This is a genomic window from Mycolicibacterium parafortuitum (assembly GCF_010725485.1).
Classification (GTDB): domain Bacteria; phylum Actinomycetota; class Actinomycetes; order Mycobacteriales; family Mycobacteriaceae; genus Mycobacterium.
This window is the reverse complement of record NZ_AP022598.1, coordinates 88,157-107,336: the sequence shown is the minus strand read 5'-3', so window position 1 is coordinate 107,336 and position 19,180 is coordinate 88,157. Positions and strand designations below refer to the sequence as shown.

Below are 19,180 nucleotides of genomic sequence, written 5' to 3'. Positions count from 1 at the left end.
CTTACACGCGCTCGATGATGGTGGCAATACCCATGCCGCCGCCGACACACAGGTTGATCAGTGCCCGTCGCTGGTCCCGTCGCTCGAGCTCGTCGATGACAGTGCTGACCAGCATGGCGCCGGTGGCGCCGAGCGGGTGTCCCATGGCAATGGCACCGCCGTTGACGTTGAGGATGTCGTCGGGGATGGACAGGTCCTTCTGGAACTTGAGCACCACCGAGGCGAAGGCTTCGTTCAGTTCGAACAGATCGATGTCGGAGACCGTCAGGCCCGCGACATCCAGCGCCTTGAGTGCAGCCGGGGTGGGGGCGGTCAGCATGATGGTGGGATCCGAGCCGGTGACCGCGGTGGCCACTACGCGGGCTCGTGGGGCGAGACCGGCCTGTGCGCCGGCCTTCTCGTTACCGATGAGCACCACCGCCGCACCGTCGACGATCCCGGATGAGTTACCGCCGTGGTGCACATGGTCGATGACCTCCACCGATGTGTACTTCTGCTGGGCGACGGCGTCGAAACCGAGCGCGCCGACACCGGCGAACGACGGCTTCAGCTTGGCCAGGCTCTCGACGGTGGTTCCCGGTCGGCGATGTTCGTCGTGGTCGAGGATGGTCACGCCGTTGATGTCCCGGACCGGAACCACCGATTTGGTGAAGTAACCGCCCGACCACGCAGCCTCGGCCCGCTCCTGGGACCGCACCGCGTAGGCGTCGACATCCTCGCGGGTGAAACCCTCGATCGTCGCGATCAGGTCGGCACCGACACCCTGCGGCACGATGTAGTTGTCGTAGCCGATCGCGGGATCATTGAACAGTGCGCCACCGTCGGAGCCCATCGGAACCCGCGACATCGACTCGACGCCGCCGGCGATCACCATGCTCTCGAATCCTGATCGGACCTTCTGCGCGGCGAGATTGGTTGCCTCCAGCCCCGATGCGCAGTATCGGCTGATCTGTACGCCGGCCACGGTGTCGGGCAGACCGGACGCGATCGCGGCGGTCCGGGAGATGACCGCGCCCTGGTCGCCGACCGGGGCCACCACACCGAGCACGATGTCGTCGATGGTGGCCGGATCAAGGCCGGGATGGCGCAGTCGGAGTTCGCGAATCAGGCCGACCACCAGATCGACGGCCTTGACGCCGTGCAGACTGCCGTTCTTTCCCTTGCCTCGCGGGGTGCGCAGTGCCTCGTATATGAATGCTTCGTTGGTCAATGTGGAGCCTTCCAGGTGGATTACCGGTTGAATCTTCGAACCGAACAGGGCAGCGAAAAGCCCGGCCCGGTAACGAGATACTGTCTGCTTCGCCCGTGGGCGGAGGGGAGCGTTTGTGGCGTCAGCGCGCCATCCATCGCATCATTCGTTGCATCACGCTGCTGAACGGGGGATAGGCGAAGGAGGGGTCGAAGGATGCCGGCTTGCGCAACACAGCCTTTCGGTGACTGAAGGTCTCGAAGCCGACCTTCCCGTGATATGCGCCCATGCCGGATTCGCCGATACCGCCGAATGGCAGTTCGGGCAACATGGTCTGGTAGTAGATGTGGTTGAGGCCGACCGAACCAGATGAGGTCTGTTCCAGCACAGTCTGTTCTTCAGCCGCCGAAGATGAGAAGAGGTACAGCGCCAGCGGCTTCTCCCGGCGATTGATGAAGTCGATGGCGGCGTGCAAGCTCTCCACCTCCACCACCGGCAGGATGGGTCCGAAGATCTCCTCCTGCATGACCTTCGACGAAGGGTCCGGGTCGACGATCACGACTGGGGCGAAGGTGCCGTTGTCGCGTGGACCGCCCGAGACAGCCTCGATACCACCGTGGCCGTCGAGCAGGCCGGTCAGACGTGCGGTGTTGCGTTGGTCGATGATTCGGGTGGTCTCGCCGAACCGATCCGCCGCACTGGTTTCGTTGACCAGGGCCTCGATGAAGGCAGCGCGCACCGATGATTCGACGAGTACGTAATCCGGTGCGACGCACGCTTGCCCGGCCGCGGTGACCTTGGCCCACGCGAGCCGGCGTGCGGCGACCTTCACATCGGCCTCGGCGGTGACGATGGCCGGGCTCTTGCCGCCGAGTTCCAGAGTCACCGGGGTGAGGTGCTTGGCGGCTGCCGCGAGCACAATCCGTCCGATTCGGCCGCTGCCGGTGTAGAGGATGTGGTCGAAGCGGGCCTCCAGTAGGGCCGTGGTCGTGGCGACGCCACCCTCGACGATCGCGACGGCCTCGGGGTCGACATACCGGGGTAGCAGTCTTGCGAGCGTGGCCGACACTGCCGGTGCCATCTCGGACGGCTTGATCACCACGGCATTGCCGGCTGCCAGGGCGTTGGCCAACGGTGCAAGGCACAGCAGCACAGGGAAGTTCCACGGCGCGACGACCAGCACGACACCCTTGGGTTCGGGCTGGGTCCAGGCCTTGGCCGGTGCGAAGGACATCGGTACCGCGGCTGCGGACTTCTTGGTCCAGGCGGTCAGGTTCTTCAGCGCGTGCCGGGCCTCGGCCAGCGGGGGCGAGATCTCGCCGAGAAAGCAGTTCATCGCCGGCTTGCCCAGATCGGTCGACAGCGCCGCCGCGAGTTCCTGCTCGTGATCCTGCAACAGGCGGATCAGTCCGTTCAATTGCGCGCGGCGCCAGTCCAGGCTCTTGGTGCGACCGGTCGCGAACACCGCGCCCAGCTGATCCACCAGGGCAAGAGCCTGATCGGTATCGAGTTCGTGGGGGGCCAAAGTGGTTGCCATCGATGCTCCGTCGTAGTTGCCGAATGCCCAAGGTCGTAGCGCTCGATAGCACTCCGATGTCTGCAAGCTACGCCGTGTACATACAAAATGTCTAGCCATTCCGTACGATTCTGCGGGCGGGCGTGAAAGTGTCTGCCGGATCGGCCAACCGAGTCGAAGCCGGACGTATACATGGCGTATGGATTCTATGTATGCTACGGCCCATGTCCACGACTGCCAGCAAGAGTGCCCGCCGCAATCTGTTCGACGAAGACCACGAACTGTTCCGGGAGAGCTTCCGCCGCTTTCTCGATACCGAGGTGGTTCCGCATTACGACCAGTGGGAGCGTGACGGCATCGTGCCGCGCGAAGTCTTCGCCTCCGCAGGCAAGTCGGGCTTCTTGGGTATGGCGATTCCCGCGGAACTCGGCGGCGGTGGCGTACCGGACTTCAGGTTCAATACCGTCATCGCCGAAGAGATCGCGAAGACCGGCACCGTGTCCTTCGGGATCAACCTGCACAACGACGTGTGCCTGCCGTACTTCCTGGAGTACACCAACGAGGAGCAGCAGCGCCGCTGGCTGCCCGGACTCGCCTCCGGCGAGCTGATCGCGGCGGTCGCGATGACCGAGCCGGGCACCGGTTCGGACCTGGCGGGCATCAAGACGACGGCCACCCGTAACGGCGATGACTACATTCTCAACGGCAGTAAGACCTTCATTTCCAACGGTCTCAATGCCGATCTGATCATCGTCGCGGCGGTGGTCGACGACGCACCCGAGGGACCTCCCGGTCTGTCATTGCTGATCGTCGAGCGGGACACCCCCGGCTTCGAGCGCGGGCGCAACCTGGAAAAGATCGGCATGCATGCCCAGGACACCGCCGAGTTGTTCTTCCACGACGCGCGGGTGCCGGCAGCCAATCTGCTCGGCGCGCCTGGGAGCGGACTCAAGGCGCTCAAGACCAATTTGGCACAGGAGCGGATGACCATCGCCATCGCCGGGATCGCATCGGCCAAACAGGCGCTGGACTGGGCCGTTGAATACGTGCAACAACGTAGTGCCTTCGGCCGGCACATCGCCGATTTCCAGAACACCAAGTTCGTGCTGGCAAGTGTCAAGACTGAGACTGAGGTGGTTCAGTCCTTCGTCGATGACTGCGTGCGCGAACTCGTCGAGGGCACACTCACCGCGGACCGAGCGGCGATGGCGAAGCTGGCTGCCAGCGAGTTACAGGGTAGCGCGGTCGACCGGTGCCTGCAGTTGTTCGGTGGGTACGGGTACATGACCGAATACCCGATCGCGCGTGCCTACGTCGATGCTCGCATCGGCCGTATCTATGGCGGAACCAGCGAGATCATGCGGCAGATCATCAGCAAGTCGATGGGGTTGTGACTGTGCGCCGCGACCTTTTCGACGACGAGCACGAGCACTTCCGAGATATGGTGCGGGCCTTCCTGATCAAAGAGGCAGTGCCGCACTCGGATGCCTGGGAGTCCGCAGGCTTGGTGGATCGCGAGTTCTGGCGAACCGCTGCAGCCCAGGGGCTCGTCGGCTTTGCTGCCTCCGAAGCGCACGGCGGCGCAGGGCAGGCCGACTTCCGCTTCAACGTCGTCATCGATGAAGAGGTGGTGCGCACCGGCACGGTCGGAGACGGGTTCTCGCTGACCAACGACATCGTGCTGCCGTACTTTCTGGAGCTCACCACCGCAGAGCAGGCCGACCGGTGGGTGCCCGGTATCGTCGACGGGTCGAAGGTGATCGCCATTGCCATGAGTGAGCCTGGCACCGGTTCGGATCTGCGGGCGATGACCACCACCGCGCGTCGGGACGGCGACGATTGGCTGGTCACCGGCGCCAAGACGTTCATCACCAACGGCCTGCAAGCTGATCTGGTGATCGTGTGCGCACGGATCCCCGAGCCCGACGGTGGCGGATTCGGTCTGTTCGTCGTTGAGGCTGGTCAGGACGGTTTCGAACGTGGGCGCAAGCTGGAGAAGATCGGGCGCCGCGCTCAAGACACCGCTGAACTGTTCTTCCACGACGTCCGAGTGAGGTCCGCCAACGTCTTGGGAGAGCCGGGCAAGGGGCTGCGCTACATGATGGCCAACCTCTCCCAAGAGCGGCTGTCGATGGCGGTGACCGCGGTGGCCAGTGCCGAGCACGCACTGGCCATTGCGCTGGATTACGCCAAGGAACGCAAAGCTTTCGGACAACCGATCGGTAGTTTCCAGGCCAACCGCTTCACGCTGGCGGAGCTTGCGACCAAAGTACAGATCGCCCGGATCTACATCGACCGATGCATCCAGTCGCATTGCGCCGGTGAACTGTCGGCCGCCGACGCTGCCGGCGCGAAATTCTGGACCACCGAGCTGGAATTCGAGGCGTTGGATATCTGCCTGCAATTGCACGGCGGGTACGGATACATCGAAGAGTATGAGGTTGCACGACGCTGGCGGGACTGCCGTGTGCAACGCATTTACGGCGGTACCAACGAGATCATGCGGGAGATCGTCGGCCGCTCACTCGGTCTGTAGAGCACAGCAGACACCTCCCTCTCAGTCCATACAACGCGTACGGTTCCGAAGCTCTCACGCAGACGCAACATTCAGATCGGGGAATTGGTTTCATGACACTGCAATCGACATCACAAGCGAGTGCCCTCGCGGACCTCATGTACAAACGGTGGAGCTGCAGGGGGTTCCTGCCCGAGGCCGTCCCCCGGGAGGTGATCGAAAAGATCATCGATATCGCCCGCCGCACGCCCTCTTGGTGCAACACCCAGCCGTGGCACGTGCACATCACGTCCGGACCGGCAACAGATACTTTCCGTGCGGGTCTGGTCGAAAGCTGGGCCGGCGACCCTCAGTTGCACACCGACTTCCAGTTTCCGACCGACTACGTGGGCGAGTACCTGGACCGCAGGCGCGCCAGCGGCTGGCAGCTCTACGAAGCACTCGGCGTCGAAAAGGGCGACCGCGTGGCATCCGCGCGCGAAATGTTGCGCAACTTCGAGCTTTTCGGCGCGCCACACGTCGCCATCGTCACAGCGCCGGAGTCACTCGGCGTATACGGAGCAGTGGACTGCGGCCTGTTCGTGCAGAGCTTCCTTCTGGCTGCGCAGAGTTACGGTGTGGCTGCAGTGCCCCAAGCCGCTTTGGCAAGCCATTCGCACTTCATCCGTGGACACTTCGCCCTGTCGGATGAACGCCGAGTGCTGTTGGGCATCTCGTTTGGTTACCCGGACCCCGATCACCCGGCCAACTCGTACCGGACTCCACGCGCCTCCGTCGAGGACGTCGTTACCTGGGCCGAGGCGTGAACTCATTCGTTGAGGTGAGCGACGGCGTCCGGCTGCGGATACGGGTGCTCGGCGAAGGCGCACCGGTCCTACTGATCCACGGCTGGACCCTGGCACACGAGGTGTGGGACCGGCCGATGCGAGTGCTCGCGGCCGCCGGTCACCGGGCCATTGCCATTGATCTGCGCGGGCACGGAGACTCCGACGCCCCGCTGAGCGGGTACCATGTGGAACAGCTGGCCGCTGATGCCGCTGCGGTACTGCGGGCTGTGACGGCCGAACCCGCCACCGTCGTCGGTTGGTCCTTGGGAGGTCTGACTGCGCTGCGAATGGCGCATGCTTATCCAGAACTCGTCGCAAAGATCGTCACGGTCGCCTCGGTGGGCGCCGCGCACGTTCGGCATGAGGCGTATCCCTACGGCCCGCCGGCCGGCGACATGGCGGAGTCTGCGTTGCGGAGCTTCGAGTTCGCCGACAGGATCAGGTTCCGCCGCAAAGCTATTGGGGATCTGTTCAAGGATGTGCCAGCGGCCCACGTGTTGGACTGGTTGCACAACATGTCGCTGCGGACTCCGGGTTGGGTTGCCGACGCATGTCTGTCGACACTGTTCCGGACTGAGCAGACCGGTCTGCTGGAGGCGATCGCGATGCCGTTCTGCCAGATCGTCGGCGCTCATGATCCCGGTCTGTCCGTCGAGGGCGCGCAGTGGGTGCAACAGCAGGTCGACGGCAAGCTGATCGAGCTCGATTGCGGACACTACCCGATGCTGGAGTGCGCCGATGACTTCGATGAGGCGCTGCTGTCGCTGCTTTGACACGACGACATCAAAGCCACTCTCTGCCTGCTTGTTTGAGCTCATTGACGGCACTCCGACCTCTATTGACACAACGTATGAACGCTATGTATGGTCGGTGCATGCAAAGTGGTACCGGATCGTCCTCTCGGCTTTCGCTGCTGTCCGATGCCGAGCTGACAGAGCTGCTCCAGTCGGCCAACATCCCGACCTTGTTGGCGGCAATGGCGCACCTGACGGGCGAGGATCGGTGGATTCAGGCGCCCTACACGCCGACTCCACGGCGAGATATCGACGATCACGACGACGGTGGCCTGAGCGCCGATCTCGTGCAAGAAATTCGCGAGAACGCCTTCACTGTGCTTCGCGAACTGCGCGATGGGGAGCGGACTGTGGCTGCTACACCTTCGCCGGAGCGGCTGGTGCAGATCCTGTCGGTCTCAGTGGGTGAACCGCTGCCCGCCGACTACGGCCAACTACTCGGCGAGGAGCTGGGGATCTATCCTCGCAGTGGCGTGCCCGAGGCGCCGGCGGAGGTACGCGGGGCATTCCACGTAGCGATCATCGGGGCAGGCCTTTCCGGATTGTGTCTGGCGATCCGCCTGGAGCAAGCCGGCATCGGCTACACCGTCTTTGAAAAGAACGACGATGTCGGCGGTTCGTGGGAAGAGAACCTCTACCCTGGCTGCGGTGTCGACACACCGAGTCATTTGTACTGCTATTCCTTCGATCAGAACCCGGACTGGACGCGCTACTTCGTGCACCGGGATGAGCTGGCGGCCTACTGGCGCGCCCTGGCGGACCGATGGGGCGTCCGTCCGCGCATCCGTTTCGGCACTACCGTCGAGTCGGCGCGGTTCAACGAGGAGACCGCGCGCTGGGAGGTGCGTGTCACCGGGCGCGAGGGGTCCGTGGATGTGGTCGAGGCCAACGCCGTCGTCAGTGCCGTCGGTCTGCTGAATCAGCCGGCGATGCCGCGTATTGCCGGCTTGGAAGATTTCGAGGGCCCGTCCCTGCACACCGCCCGTTGGGATCGGTCAATCGATCTGACCGGTCAACGTGTCGCTGTGATCGGTACCGGTGCCAGTGCCATGCAATTCGTTCCGGCGGCAGCCGAGATCGCCGGCTCGGTGACGGTGTTCCAACGCTCGCCGCAGTGGGCCATGCCGCATCCCAATCAATCTCGCGAGGTCTCCGAAGCGGTCCGTGCCTTGCACCGGCACATACCGCACTACCTGGGCTGGTACCGGCTGCGGGTGTTCTGGCGGATGGGGGACCGTTTGCACAGCTTGCTACAAGTGGACAACGACTACGAGCACCCAGACCGAGCCATCAATAAAGGCAACGACGCCTTGCGCAAGATGTTGACTGGGTACATCCATGCTCAGCTCGACGGGCGTCCGGATCTGATCGAGAAAAGCGTACCGAGCTACCCGGTCTACGGGAAACGACTCCTCATCGATCACGGGTGGTACACCGCGATCCGTCGGGACAACGTCGCGCTTGTGACGGATCCGATCGACCAGATCACCCCCGCCGGCATACGGATGGCCGATGGTACCGAGCATGACTTCGACGTTATCGCCTTCGCCACCGGGTTCGATGCAGTCAACGTTCTTGGCTCGATTGATGTGTTCGGCCGAGGCGGACGTTCGCTGCATGCGCAGTGGGGAAGCGACGACGGACGAGCCTACCTGGGCATCACGGTGCCCGGATTCCCCAACTTCTTCTGTCTGTACGGACCGAATACCAACACCGGTCACGGCGGCACGGTCATTGCAGGAAGCGAAATGCAGGTGCAGTACGTCACGAATTTGATCGCGCAGATGATCGACGAGGATGTGGCCAGCGTCGAGGTGCGTCAGGACGTTTTCGACTCGTATGACGACGAACTCGGCCAGGTGCTCGCGAACTCGATCTGGACGCATCCGGGGATGAGCACTTACTACCGGAACTCCAAGGGGCGGGTGGTGACCAATAGCCCGTGGAAATACATCGACTACTGGCGACGCACCCATCAACCCAACATGGAGGACTTCACCGTCGCGCGCTCGGCGGCGGGATTACAGCCGCAGGCATGACGTCGACGCCGAATCGGACGCAGGCGTGCTGGGCATTAGTTACCGTGTCAAAGGACACACCGTGAAGTGGCGCTTGTCTGTACGGGATGACCAGTCAGAGTATCCATACACTGATATTCTGAAGCTGTGAATCCCTCGCTTCCCGTTCGGCAACGCCCCCGTTCCCATAGCGGTGTGGGTAACGCTGAACGCGCCATCTTCGCCGCACTCGAGGAGTTGCTCGCCGAGACGTCCTTCCAGGACGTCACCGTTGCGCAGATCATCAAACGTGCCAAGCTATCGCGCGCGAACTTCTACCACTACTTCGCGTCCAAGTACGACGTGTTGGTGGCGATGGTGGCGCGCCTGCTCGACGAGGCCTATTCGCACGGCCCCTGGGAGTTCGGCGAGGGCAAGTCGCGCGAGCGGGCCATGGACACATCTCTGCGTCGCACGATAGAGATGTGGACTGAACACGGCGCGGTGGTCTGCGCAGCGGTCGAACACATGCACGGCAATCCAGCCCTGGCGCAGGCGTGGAATCAGATGCTCGAACGTTTCGTCACGGCCATAGCCGAACAGATCACCTACGAACGCGAGCATGGCAAAGCGCCTGTGGACGATGTGGCGCCCGACCTGATCGCCAGGGTGCTGGTATGCGGGCTGGAGCGCTCCTTCTACGTCGGAACGCTGGGGTTGGACCCGAGAATTCCGGACGCCGAATCGGCCGTCGAGTCGATCGTCGAGTTGGTCTTCGCCGCCACCTACGGCGCGAAGCGGCCGGCATCGCGACTGCGGCGGCGGGTCAAACCAAAACCAAAGGTGTCGTCGGCGCGAGTCGAGCTGAATCACGCAGAGCCGCAACTCGATAACGCAGATGCTTCGGTTGAGCCGGACATGGCGGTCGGAATACTCAGTGCGATGACCTCCGTCCTTGCCGAACGGTCGCTGGACGAGTTGAGCGTGGCGGACGTACTGACGGCAGCGAACGCCTCGCGGGCATCGTTTTATTTCTACTTCAGCAGCAAAGACGATGCCTTCGTCGCGTTGTTCCGCAATGCCTCTGAAGTCATTGCCGCCGGTTTCGAAGCGCTTGCCGAGGCGGATCGGTCAGATCCGGCGGTGGTGGAAAAGGTGATCACTGAATGGCTCAGTTACGACACTGAAACACTCGCAGTGGCACGCAACGCGATTCACGAATGGTCCAGGCGGCCGGAGTTGCGCGAACTGTATCTCGCCACGATTACCCGGATGACCGATGCTCTCGAAGCCGTCATCGAAGCCGACCGAGAGATCGGAATCGCCATCGAAGGCCCGCCGGCAGCGCAATTGGCAGCGGTGCTGATGTGGACCTTCGAGCGCAGCTTCGCCGGAGCGATGGCAGGAGAAGCCCACCTCGACGACGCCGACGACCTGGCTGTATTTCTGGCCAGCCTACTGAATGCGACGGTTTACGGGCGTTGAGAATGGTGCGCTGCCACGCCGCAAATTGACGATTCCGTCAGAGCGGCAAATAACTTAGCACCATTTCTGTCCATGCTGTCTGTACATCATGTATGTTCTGGGCATGCAATCTTCGGCCTCGACCGCTGATCACCCAAATGCACTGCTGCAGAGAGCTGTTGGGTTGCTCAGCCTCTTCGTGGCCGTGTTGATTCTGGTGACGTTGTCCCCCGGTGTGCCTGCGGCGCTGGCCGAACCCGCGGAACCTGGCGCGTCGGCTGCGCCCAGTCCGTGGCCGGATATCAAGTACTACGATCGTGTCGACGCACTGCCGTTCGCCGTCCCCGGTGGGGTGTGGTTCCTGACCCCGAATGGCCAGAATTGCGGCATCTGGCGACGCGGCAGCTTTGGGTGTACCGGTGAAATTCCCGGTGCACCGCAGGGTACCAGGCATATCGGCTGGATCGACGGCGACCGCGCCGTCCACTACGACTGGACAGTCGCTGTGCGATTCCCCAACTCGCAGGCGCAGTTACCGCTGCGGCCGTTCAGCGTCATCACCCATGAGGGGACCACCTGCGCCGTCACGCCGGCAGGCGGAACTTACTGCGAGCGGGGGCCGATGCGCTTTCTGATCGGAGCAGACGAGACCTGGCTCTCCGCTCCGTGGATCGACCTGAGCTGGGTCACGTTGGGCCCGGCGTCATGCAGTCCTCCTGACACGCCTGGCGCACCCTGCTACAGCTGAACTTCTCTGGCTCAGCAAAGAATGTGCCGAGACGAACTAAATGACCATACGCAATGTATATACGTGGTGTACTGTGTGCCGAGGACAACGTGTTGCGGAACACACTCAGGCACGCGCTGTGAGGCACAGGACCATACCGAGCGCTACCGACATGCGGAGGGAAGAGCGCTAGATGTCAGTACAGACCAGGGGTGACGACCTCATCGAGGGGGCGCAGACCGACCCCGCTGCCGCCGCGTCCTCGCAGGTCGGCCACTCGTCGACCGGCCAGGGTGGGGTCGGCGGACCGTCAGCGCGCTCCGTTCTCGGTAAGGGTGTCGCTCGATTCGCGGCGATTCCGGTGAATAGTGCTGCAACCATGGGTCGGGCGGTGCTGCTGGCCGCTTCGGTGGTGCGCTACGCCGTTGTCGACACGATCACCCTGCGGCTGCCTTTCGGGGAGTTCATCATTCAGGCTTGGCAACTGCTCAAGGTGACCGCACTGCCGGCGATGCTGATGGCGATCCCGTTTGGCGCGATGATCGCGGTGCAGTTGTCGGGACTGGTCAACGAGGTCGGAGCGAACTCGTTGGTCGGGTCGGCGACCGGTGTCGCGGTGCTCCGACAGGGTGCGCCGGTGACCGCCGGCTTGCTGATGGGTGGGGCCGCCGCAGCTGCGATCGCATCCGACTTCGGCGCTCGCGCCATTCGCGAGGAACTGGACGCGATGCGGGTCCTGGGCTTGGATCCTGTCCGGCGACTGGTTGTTCCCCGTTTCCTGGCGCTCATCGCCATTGCACCCCTGCTCTGCACCATCATCATCGCGATGGGCGTCGGCGCCGCATTCGTGATTGCGGTGACGATCAACGATGTGACACCGGGCAGTTTCTGGTTGTCGTTCGGAGCCTTCGCCAAACCCATCGACGTGTGGTTCACCATCGCAAAGGCGATGATTTTCGGTGCGATTGTTGCCGTCGTGTCGGCCCAGCGCGGCATCGAAGCCAAGGGTGGACCGCGGGGTGTTGCAGATGCGGTGAATGCGTCCGTGGTGATCAACGTGATCGCGATCGTCTTCGTCAATCTCGCTGTGACACAGTTTCAGTCGATGTTCTTCCCGATGGCGGTGGCATGATGGCCGGTGCCTCGATCGGGCGCCGCAGCGTCCCCGCCAAGTTCCGGCGGATGCCCAAACTTCTTGCCGGGCCGCAGAAGATGCTGCAGGGAGCCGGTCAGTGGGCGGTCTTTGTCAGCCAGACGTTCATACTGCTGCCCACGACCGTCCGTCGCTACCGTCGCGAGACGCTGCAGGTGATGAACAACCTTGCCTGGGGCAAGGGTTCGCTGATCGTCGACGGTGGCGTCATCAGTGTGCTCGCCATCCTCGGTATCACCGTCGGCGCGATTGTCGCGATCGAGGCCTTCGCCACCCTCAACCTGATCGGGCTGGGTTCACTGTCCGGGATCATCGGTGGCTGGGGCAATGTGCGTGAGATGGCACCCCTGGTGGCCGGTGTCGCCTACGCGTCGCAGGCCGGTTGCCGGATGACCGCCGAGATCGGGTCGATGCGCATCGCCGATGAGATCGACGCCACCGAGGCCATGGGCCTGCGTTCCATCCCGTTCGTCGTAGGTACCCGGGTCATCGGCGGGTTGCTCTGTGTCCTACCGGGATTCCTGCTGACCCTGGTGATCAGTTTCTACATCTCCAAGCTCATCATCGGCGGCGCCTACAACCAGCCCGAGGGCACCTACGACCACTACTTCGTGCAGTTCCTCACGCCTGAGGACATCGGGCTGTCACTGCTCAAGGCGGCGGTCTTCTGCACGGCGGTCACCATCATCCACTGCTACTACGGCTATTTCGCTTCCGGTGGGCCGGTGGGGGTGGGACAGGCCTCCGGGCGCGCCATCCGAGCAAGCCTGGTGACCATCATGGTCCTGGACCTGGCGATGACCATCCTGCTGTTCGGGATCCAACCCAACTTCGTGTTCAAGGGATAGGGGACCGTCGTGTTGCTGAGAATGACGGCCGAGGCCGAGGCCCGGAGGCTCCGGTTGATCGGCGCGGTCCTGCTGACCTCTTGTGCGCTGGTGGTCGCGTTTTTCATCGTCAACCCATTCCGAGGTCGACCTGCCGATCTAATGTCGGTTGCTCTGACCGTGCCCTACCTGGGGCAGGGCGTGAGCGACGGCACCCCGATGATGCTGCACGGTGTCGAGGTCGGCACCATCACCTCGGTCACCAGTTTGGCCGGCGGCCAAGTCCGAATCAACGCTGATCTGCAGGCCCAGCCCACGCAGGGTCTGACCGATGCGTTCGAAATCGACTTCCGCACCGCTAACTACTTTGGGGTGACCGGTATCAACATCACACCTGTCGGCGGTGGCAACGCTCTGCGCGACGGCGCCAACATCACCACCACACCGACCGGCAACTACACCCTGCAGACGCTGCTTTACCGTCTCGGCGAAATCACCGGCGGAGTTGTCACCCCGCAGCTGATCCAGGTCATCGACCGGGCGACGCGTTATACCGATGGACTCACGCCGCTGGTCGAAACGATGGTCGTGGTCGCCGAGGCGTTCACCGACGTGCAGACCGTGTCCACCGAACAGCTCCTGCGTCACGCGGCTGGAGTGAGCGTGGCGGTGCCCGGACTGGTCAAGGGAATATCGGACGCCGGGTGGGCGGTCAATGAGCGTCCGGGATTCGCGATCGCCCACGTAACGGCGCGCGAGTCGCTGCTCGGCCACGACCAGATTCCAGTACTCGGCGAACCACTATCGGCCGAGTACTGGGAGACTCGGGCCCGTCCCACCTTCGAGGTGCTCGCCGGAGAATTCTTCGGCGCCGTAGGCAATCTCGTCTCCTCGCACTCCACCGATCTGGAGCCAGCGGTCAACATCGTGAAAACGTTGACCGATACCGTCCCCGGGTTGCTGGCACCCGAGGATATCGGCGCCAGCCTCACCGAGTTACGCAGCCGATTCGAGAAAATGTACGCCGGTTCCCCCGAACAACGGGCCCTGCAGGTCCATATCGTGCTCGACAATCTTCCGGGTGTCGCAGCGCCGATCAACGCGATGGGTGGTGTCTCATGACAGCTCGATCTGCCCTTTGGCGATTCGTCCTCAGCGCAGCAATTGTGTTCGTGATCTTCATTGTGATCATGAATGTGTTGCGGCAACCGGTGGAGGGTGAAACCCGGTTCTTCACAGCTGAATTCACCGATGCCTCCGGATTGCGCATGGACGCCGACGTCCGTGTGCGCGGTGTGCGGGTGGGCAAGGTGCAGGACATCGAACTGGAACGCCGATCGGGCCAAAGCGTGGCGGCTGTCCGCTTCAGCTTGGCCGATCGCTACGGTGTTGTTCCGACGAGCCGACTTTCGATCAAGTACCAAGCCCTTACGGGATTGCGCTACCTCGATATCACCGATCCTGCCGAATCCGACGCACCGCCGGAGACGATGGACCGGATTCCGGTGAACATGACACAACCATCCTTCGACATCACCACGTTATTCAACGGGTTGCAGCCAGTGCTGGCCACGCTCAGCCCCGAGGAGATCGACCAGTTCACCGAGAACGCTGCGAACCTGTTGACAGGTGACGGGGGTGGACTCGCTCCGATGCTGGACAGCATTCGTAAGTTGACCGAGTTCAGCCGCGACCGCCAGCAGGTGATCTCGATCCTGATGGCGAATCTCAACGCAGTCTCTGATGAAATCGGCGGCCAGTCAAAGGATCTGATCCAGATCATCGACTGGGTCAACCGCCCCCTCGATGCCACGCTGACGGTGCTGGACGAGTTTCGCAAATCCGAACTCTATGGTCCGGGCTTCACGTCTGCGGCTGCCCGCCTGCTTCTGAACATGGGATTCGACGGTGAGACCGCAGATATCGACCTGGGTCTCGATCGTGCGTTCACCGTGCTCGACGATTTCACCGAGTCGGTCAAGAAGATCCCGGTCATCTGGGATGACATCGGCCCGCCCACTGCGCCAGGCGAGCCCGTGCCCTGCTCCAAAGGGCAGGCTCAACTGCCGGAGTCGATGGACGTGCTGCTGAACGGACAAAGGGTGATCCTGTGCAATCAGTGAGGAAATTGCGGTCCAACCCAACCTTCTGGGGGACCACAGCGTTGGCGATCCTGGCGATTCTCGCCGTGGTGGCCGGTCTGCTCTACATCAGCCCGCCCGGGCAGCGCGCCGTCATCTTCTATACCGATGACGCGGCTTCGTTGCGCTCCGGCGAGGACGTCCGGATCGCCGGCATCACCGTGGGCAAGGTCAAGGAACTGGTGATGGAGCCCGAGCAGATCAAGGTGACCGCTTTGGTGGACAACGAGGCTTTTGTCGGCGACCAGTCGCAGATCCAGGTCAGGATGTTGACCGTGGTGGGTGGCTATTACGTCAACCTGGTCTCGCTCGGCGACAAACCTCTGGGGTCCTCAACCATTCCCGTGGAACGGGTCAAGATGCCCTACAACTTGATGAGCGCCCTGGCAGATGCCACCAAGATCACCGACGACGTCGATCCGCGGCCGATCCGAGAGTCCCTGGACCGGATCCAAGCCGGTATCAACGACGGCAACGTCAGCACTATCTCGGCGATCATCGAGGCCGGCAACGCTCTGACCGCAACGATGGAACGGCAGCGCGGGCAGATCACCAACATCCTCAACGTCACGGACGAGTACCTGGAGTCGATGAACGGCTACACCGAGCAGTTTCGTCAGATGGTGTCGAAGATCGCCATTCTGGAACAGACGTTGACGGTGTACAGCAAGGGATTTGCAGCCGCGTTGAGCGGTATGGGCGACATCGGTGACCGATTCCTCAAACCGTTCGGCGAGTTCTGGGTGAACAACCGTGACGCCTTCCTGCAAGAAGTACGCGACGCGCAGGACCGGGTGCGGCGCTGGGCCGACAACAACAGCCGGATCATTCCCCGGCTCCGCCGAGTGCGCGACAAGATCAACCGGATGCTCGACGCGCAGAATGCCGCGCCCGAATTGCTCGCGACCAATTTTTGCATCCCGATGCCTGGAAGTCCGTGCTGATGACCGTCGCAATCCGAAAGAGCCCGGTGAAAGCACTGGCCACAACGCTGGCCGTCGGTGTGGTCGCTGCGGCGGTGTCGTCCTGCGGCGCTCAGGCAACCGCGTCAGCACCGAGTCGGTGCGCGCTGATGCCCGACGCCATCGGCTTGTACGTGGGCAACCCGGTGACGCAGATGGGATATGAGATCGGCGAGGTCACGGCGATCGTTCCGCAGGGCACCGCGGTCCGGGTGGATTTCGCACTCACCGTGAACCGTCAACTACCTGAGGATGTCCGGGCTGTGATCCGGTCTCCATCCATCGTTGCCGACCGGGCCTTGGAGATGGTCGGAAACTACACCGGTGGACCCGAATTGACCTCCGATGCCTGCGTCCCGTTGGACCGGTCGTTCTCGCCCAAGACAATCTCGCAGGTGATCGGGTCCGCCGATGAGTTCCTCGACGCGATCTCAGCCGATGGGTCGACCAACATCGCGGACACCATCAGCGGTATCGACCGACTGGCCCAGAACAACGGTGCCGGCGCCGCGCAATTGCTACGGTCGTCTTCAGCTCTGCTGGACAGCCCGGACCAGGCCATCGGAGATCTGGGGTCGATCACCCGCAATCTCGCCCAACTCACGACTACGTTGACCGAACTGCGGGACCCCGTCAAACAGATCCTGCTCGACGCGCAACAAACCACACCCGACCTGATCACCGCACTTGACGGCGGGGCGCGCATGGGTGGCTATCACGAAATGAGCAACTTCGGGCCACTGGGCGAGGTTGTTGCGGTCCTGGAGACCCGAATGGGTGACGAAACCCAGATCACGCTGGACACCTTGAGCGCTCTCATCAGGAAGACAACCCCGCATGCCAACGCCATCTCCGATCTGTTCACGCCGGTCCCGTGGTGGATCAACACCTTCGCCAACCACTTCAACAACCGGCAGTTCCACACCTTCAACATCGCCTACCGGCCACCGATGTTCCGGGTGCCGACACACAACGGATTGGCTCTGTGCGGAATGATGAATGCTTCGACACCGGGCAGCTGCGCCGATATCAACGGGGTGCCCTACGCCGTCGATGTCGCGCTGCTGCAGTACGCACTGACTGAGGCGGCCCGCAAATGACGGCGCGTAGCCGCACCGCGGTCGCGGTAGCGCTGAGCTCCGCAGCGCTACTCCTCTCCGCGTGCACTTCTCTGTCGGTGAATTCCCTTCCACAACCGGGCAATCAATACCGCGACGGTTACGACTTGACCCTGGAGTTCTCCAACGTCCTGAACCTGCCTGACCGCGCCAAGGTCGTCCTCGACGGCACGCCGGTCGGCGTGGTGACGGCCGTCAACGTCGAGCAGGATCGGGTCGACGTAACTGCCCGGATCGATACGGTGGTGGCGGTACCCACCAACGCCCGGGCAACGCTCCAGCAGGCGACCGTGCTCGGCGACACCTATCTTGCTTTGGAACGGCCACCCGCCGACGTCGCGTTGGGAGAGCCGGTACCACCTGATGGTCGAATCCCTCTGAACCAGACCGTGTCTCCTCCTCAGCTGGAAGACACTTTGGCCAATCTCGCGAACTTCGTCGGCAGTGGTTCGATCCAACGGATCCAGACCAGCATCATGGGACTGAATCGGGTCACCCCGGAACGCTCGGAAGAGCTGCGCGCCATGGTGTCGCGGGTTGCCGAAGATCTCGCTGATTTGGGTGACAACATCGACACCGTCGACCAACTGCTCAACGGGGCATCCCAGACGGGTGCGGTCCTGTCCGCCAACCGACCCAACTACCGGTTCTGGTTCTCCGACACCGGCATGCTCGGGTTCGACCGCGCCACCGAAACTTCCAGCTATATCGGCACACTGGTGCCCTCTATCGGAAGTATCTACAGCGGTGGGTATTGGCTGACGCCCATGCTGACCTCGTTGGCCGATGCGATGGGTGCAGTACAGCAGAGCAAGTGGGCCATCGAAGACGAGTATCCGAAGTGGCAGACCCTGATGACCGAATACTTCATGCCTGCGGACAAGTACCCCGCGATCAACATCACGTCCATCACCGCGCCGGACGGCAGGGAACTGCTGCCCAACGTGCAGGACGTGCTCCGAATTCTGGGGGCGATGCCATGAGGGCCGTGAAAAATCTTTTCTCCTTCGGCGCATTCGGGCTGATCATCGTGCTGTCGCTGGTCTACATCAGCTCCTTTGGCCTGCAGGCCCAGCCGCCGGACAACCGCGCCTCGTACTCGATGGACGTACCCGACATCAAGGGTTTGGTCGTCGGATCCAGCGTGCTGCTGCGCGGTGTGCGGGTCGGCGAGGTAACCGGCATCCAGTCACGGCTCGACGACGCCACCATCGACTTCTACGTCAACGGCGACCATCAAATTCCGGTGGACACCGATGTTCGGTTGGAAAATCTGTCGGCACTGGGGGAGGCCTTCGTCGGCCTTGCGCCACGCACCACTGACGGTCCAGTCCTGCAGGACGGACAACATATTGTCGCGGACGCGGTCACGGTACCGCCCTCGATATCCGAGTTGGCCACCAGCGTGGTTCGCGTCCTGAATCAATCCGATCCAGAGCAGCTGAAGCGGATTCTGGCTGAGGCCGACGCCGGCTTGCCCGACCCGCAACAGGTGCTGCCGAATCTGGCCAGGACCAGCGAACTGCTGCGCACCACCGTCGAAGGCATGCAGGGCCAAGGTCGGCAGACCCTGGCCAGCTTTCAAACCTTGCTGCAAAACGCCGACTGGGTCGGTCCGGTGTTGGCGGACCTCGGGCCGATGGTCGGTCAGACTGGACTCAAGGCCGGCAACATCTTCCTGTCGTTCACCACGACGGTCGCCTGGAACAACCCGAGCAATATGGAGGAGTTCGGCAACTTCCTGGCCCGGATCCAGAAGTTCCTCGATGATCGCGCACCCGATGTCAAAGTGCTGACGGAGGCACTGTTGCCGCATTTCACGGGCATCGGCGGATCGCTGATGAACTTCGATTCCGGCCGCATCCTGGACAACATGCTGAAGAACATCCCCGCAGACGGCGCGATCGAACTTCACGTCACCATCCCCGAAGCCCCCAAGCCCTAGATTAG

At 62.7% G+C, this 19,180-nt stretch carries 17 protein-coding genes; 15 read left to right on the top strand and 2 right to left on the bottom strand.

Annotated features, from left to right (window positions below; genetic code table 11):
- Position 1: 1 nt before the first annotated feature.
- Both NTM_RS00470 and NTM_RS00465 read right to left on the bottom strand, forming a co-directional pair.
- Positions 2–1,210, bottom strand: a complete 1,209-nt coding sequence (locus tag NTM_RS00470) for an acetyl-CoA C-acetyltransferase (RefSeq protein ID WP_163765105.1) — start codon at positions 1,208–1,210, stop codon at positions 2–4.
- Positions 1,211–1,331: 121 nt separating this feature from the next.
- Positions 1,332–2,726, bottom strand: coding sequence for an aldehyde dehydrogenase family protein (locus NTM_RS00465; protein WP_163765104.1), 1,395 nt, complete (start codon positions 2,724–2,726; stop codon positions 1,332–1,334).
- 203 nt (positions 2,727–2,929) lie between these two features.
- Here NTM_RS00465 and NTM_RS00460 point away from each other — a divergent pair, with 203 nt between their 5' ends.
- From NTM_RS00460 to NTM_RS00390, 15 genes are all read left to right on the top strand, one after another.
- Positions 2,930–4,099, top strand: a complete 1,170-nt coding sequence (locus NTM_RS00460) for an acyl-CoA dehydrogenase family protein (protein WP_163765103.1) — start codon at positions 2,930–2,932, stop codon at positions 4,097–4,099.
- Positions 4,100–4,101: 2 nt separating this feature from the next.
- Positions 4,102–5,241: an acyl-CoA dehydrogenase family protein gene (locus tag NTM_RS00455; protein WP_163765102.1), complete on the top strand. Its 1,140-nt coding sequence runs from the start codon at positions 4,102–4,104 to the stop codon at positions 5,239–5,241.
- Positions 5,242–5,333: 92 nt separating this feature from the next.
- A complete protein-coding gene (locus NTM_RS00450; protein WP_163765101.1) occupies positions 5,334–6,026 on the top strand; it encodes a nitroreductase in 693 nt (230 codons plus the stop codon).
- Between the two features lie 14 nt (positions 6,027–6,040).
- Positions 6,041–6,820, top strand: coding sequence for an alpha/beta fold hydrolase (locus NTM_RS00445; RefSeq protein ID WP_232079584.1), 780 nt, complete (start codon positions 6,041–6,043; stop codon positions 6,818–6,820).
- Between the two features lie 101 nt (positions 6,821–6,921).
- Positions 6,922–8,880 (top strand): flavin-containing monooxygenase, encoded by a 1,959-nt coding sequence (locus NTM_RS00440; protein ID WP_232079583.1) that lies wholly within the window; start codon positions 6,922–6,924, stop codon positions 8,878–8,880.
- Between the two features lie 174 nt (positions 8,881–9,054).
- Positions 9,055–10,323 (top strand): TetR/AcrR family transcriptional regulator, encoded by a 1,269-nt coding sequence (locus tag NTM_RS00435; RefSeq protein ID WP_232079582.1) that lies wholly within the window; start codon positions 9,055–9,057, stop codon positions 10,321–10,323.
- A 190-nt stretch (positions 10,324–10,513) separates the two neighbouring features.
- Complete coding sequence (locus NTM_RS00430; RefSeq protein ID WP_163769328.1) at positions 10,514–11,050, top strand: hypothetical protein; 537 nt, start codon at positions 10,514–10,516, stop codon at positions 11,048–11,050.
- Positions 11,051–11,222: 172 nt separating this feature from the next.
- Complete coding sequence (locus tag NTM_RS00425; RefSeq protein ID WP_435405019.1) at positions 11,223–12,161, top strand: MlaE family ABC transporter permease; 939 nt, start codon at positions 11,223–11,225, stop codon at positions 12,159–12,161.
- A 50-nt stretch (positions 12,162–12,211) separates the two neighbouring features.
- Positions 12,212–13,030 carry an MlaE family ABC transporter permease gene (locus NTM_RS00420; protein WP_232079878.1) on the top strand — a complete coding sequence of 273 codons (819 nt, stop codon included), beginning with the start codon at positions 12,212–12,214 and terminating at the stop codon, positions 13,028–13,030.
- Positions 13,031–13,051: 21 nt separating this feature from the next.
- Positions 13,052–14,131 carry an MlaD family protein gene (locus tag NTM_RS00415; RefSeq protein ID WP_163769327.1) on the top strand — a complete coding sequence of 360 codons (1,080 nt, stop codon included), beginning with the start codon at positions 13,052–13,054 and terminating at the stop codon, positions 14,129–14,131.
- Positions 14,128–15,132 (top strand): MlaD family protein, encoded by a 1,005-nt coding sequence (locus NTM_RS00410; protein ID WP_163765096.1) that lies wholly within the window; start codon positions 14,128–14,130, stop codon positions 15,130–15,132. The genes NTM_RS00415 and NTM_RS00410 overlap by 4 nt, the downstream gene beginning before the upstream one ends.
- Entirely contained in the window at positions 15,120–16,094 is a 975-nt protein-coding gene (locus NTM_RS00405) for an MlaD family protein (RefSeq protein ID WP_163765095.1), read from the top strand. The genes NTM_RS00410 and NTM_RS00405 overlap by 13 nt, the downstream gene beginning before the upstream one ends.
- A complete protein-coding gene (locus NTM_RS00400; RefSeq protein ID WP_163765094.1) occupies positions 16,094–17,212 on the top strand; it encodes an MlaD family protein in 1,119 nt (372 codons plus the stop codon). The genes NTM_RS00405 and NTM_RS00400 overlap by 1 nt, the downstream gene beginning before the upstream one ends.
- Positions 17,209–18,213, top strand: a complete 1,005-nt coding sequence (locus tag NTM_RS00395) for an MlaD family protein (protein ID WP_179963860.1) — start codon at positions 17,209–17,211, stop codon at positions 18,211–18,213. Before NTM_RS00400 ends, NTM_RS00395 begins: the two co-directional genes overlap by 4 nt.
- Positions 18,210–19,175: an MlaD family protein gene (locus NTM_RS00390; protein WP_163765093.1), complete on the top strand. Its 966-nt coding sequence runs from the start codon at positions 18,210–18,212 to the stop codon at positions 19,173–19,175. Before NTM_RS00395 ends, NTM_RS00390 begins: the two co-directional genes overlap by 4 nt.
- Positions 19,176–19,180 lie beyond the last annotated feature (5 nt).